This window comes from Natrinema soli, from assembly GCF_028618695.1.
Map to the genome: position 1 here is coordinate 1 of NZ_JAQIVI010000776.1, position 1998 is coordinate 1998.

At 65.7% G+C, this 1998-nt stretch carries 2 protein-coding genes and 1 pseudogene; 2 read left to right on the plus strand and 1 reads right to left on the minus strand.

Translation table 11 applies throughout. The features are described 5' to 3' along the window. Positions 1 to 68: 68 nt before the first annotated feature. Entirely contained in the window at positions 69 to 1040 is a 972-nt protein-coding gene (locus PGX04_RS32190) for a VOC family protein (protein WP_273742198.1), read from the minus strand. A 121-nt stretch (positions 1041 to 1161) separates the two neighbouring features. Between PGX04_RS32190 and PGX04_RS32195 the strand changes: the two genes are divergently transcribed. Then, complete coding sequence (locus PGX04_RS32195) at positions 1162 to 1581, plus strand: DUF8146 domain-containing protein (protein ID WP_273742199.1); 420 nt, start codon at positions 1162 to 1164, stop codon at positions 1579 to 1581. A 278-nt stretch (positions 1582 to 1859) separates the two neighbouring features. Next, positions 1860 to 1998, plus strand: a pseudogene (locus PGX04_RS32200) (indole-3-glycerol phosphate synthase); the annotation flags it as partial.

A 1998-nucleotide genomic window follows, 5' to 3' on the forward strand; every position in this document is an offset into this window, starting at 1 on the left:
GCTGAGCAGCGACTGGCCGGCGTGGGGTCCCGAGACGGCGTCCATCGGCCGACCTGACTCCGCCCTCGTCATCGGTTCTCGCCCCGACCCGTCGGCGCTCGGTCCGTCGGAACCGTCAGTTCCGGCAGTTGGCTCTCGATCAGGTCGCGGTCCGCCTCGAACCACTCGGGCAGGAACAGCGATTCGCCGGGTTCTTCACCGCTTTCGCTCGCCGCGACGCCGTCCGTCTCGGTCGCCAGTTCGAAGAGGATCCCACCCGGTTCGCGGACGTACAGCGAGTGGAAGACGTGGCGATCCTTGACGCGGGAGACGTCGTAGCCGCGGTCGTCGAAGAGTTCTCGCCACTCGTGGAGGTCGTCTTCGGTCTCGACGCGGACCGCGACGTGGTGAAGCGTCCCCTGCCCTTCGCGGCCGAAGGGCGCGTCGCGGTCGAGCACGTCCACGACGGTGGCTCGCGATCCGGACGCGCGGTACCGAATCCGATCGCCGTCCTCCGCGTCGTGCTCGAACCCCAGCGTCTCGAGCGTGCCCGCGGTCGCGTACGGGTTGACGGACAGCGTCGCGACGCCGTGGAGGCCGCGGATCGCGTGTTCGATCGGTACCGATCCCCCGCTCCAGGGTTCGATGGCGCTCGGAACCGGCGACCCGGCTACGAGTTCGATTCGCGTGCCTGCGGGATCGTCGAATCGCAGGACCCGCTCGCCGAATCGCTCGAGCGGCCCCTCCACCGCGATGTCGTGGTCCTCGAGTCTCGTTTCCCAGTACTCGAGGGAGTCGGGTGGAACACCGAACGAGACCGATTCGATCTGGGGGGCCCCGGGCCGGCCGGGATCGCCGTGGGGGTCCGGGAAGTGCGTCAGCACGGTTCCCGTCGTCCCGTTCGCGTCACCGAAGTAGAGGTGGTGTTGGAGGATATCCTCGAAGTTCACGGTTTGCAAGACGAGTCGGAGGCCGAGCACGCCGCTGTAGAAGTCGATCGCCGTCTGGGCGTCCCCGACGATTCCCGTTACGTGGTGGATTCCCGGCGTATCGGACAGCATGAGGCGTCGGTACGTGCTCGAGGTGGATAGCCTGACGGGTCGGCCGACGGTTCGAGCGAGCGCGACCGATCCCCTCGTCTGACAAATGGTTAAGTGTCGTGAACGACGACTAGGGGTATCGATGGGGAACAAGAACAAGACCATCTCGTTTCGGGTCAACGAGGACGCGTTCGAGGCGCTCCAGGCGATCGCCGAGGAGCGAGATATCTCGCTGTCCGCCGTCTTCCGGGACTACGTCGACCAGCTCGTCGAGTACGACGGCCGGGTCGAGGTCGTTCCCGAAACCGAGCTGCAGGCTCGGACCGGTGGAGCGGGCGATGAGGAGGACGTCTCGTTCCCGCCGACCGTCGAAGTCCCGAAGCGCTTCATCCGCGAACACGAGCGACTGGAACTCGAGGCCGAGCACCTCCGGGAGCAACTCGACGAGTACAAGGGGTACGTCAACGACCTGCAGGACCGCCTCGAGGACGAGGAAGAGGAGGTACTGCTGCTCGACGAGTTAGACGACGAGGACGAAGACGAACCCTACCAACTCGGATAGCGCGGTGCGCTCGAGCGAGGCGGGTAGCGGGACGGTGAACGTCCGCGATCGGTTCCGGCAGGGGACCGAGTGAAGGCAGTTTCGTGATCCATCGTTCTGGTCGTTCGTTTCTCGTGGTACGTTCGGTCGCTGTTGAGTACCGCTCTTGCTTGCAGTTCACCGGACACTGTCTCCCTCGAGGAGTGGGAGAGGGGTCCGAGCCCGGTGACGCCGCTCGTCGGCCGACGAATCGCGATGACGCAAGTCTTATGTACATATGAGTACGTCGATGTACAATAATGAACTCCGATACGGCGCTCGCTCCCGCGGTACAATCGATACTCGAGGCCGCCCGGGAGCGCGCTGGCGGTGAGGACGACGTGGACGTCGACGCGCGTTCGCTGCCCGACGCACTGGCGCGAGCGGAGGCGGACGGGC

What these genes read in the sequence shown, in the direction of transcription:
- PGX04_RS32190 (WP_273742198.1), bottom strand. Translation starts at nt 1,040, where the DNA reads ATGCTGTCCGATACGCCGGGAATCCACCACGTAACGGGAATCGTCGGG.
- PGX04_RS32195 (WP_273742199.1), top strand. Translation starts at nt 1,162, where the DNA reads ATGGGGAACAAGAACAAGACCATCTCGTTTCGGGTCAACGAGGACGCG.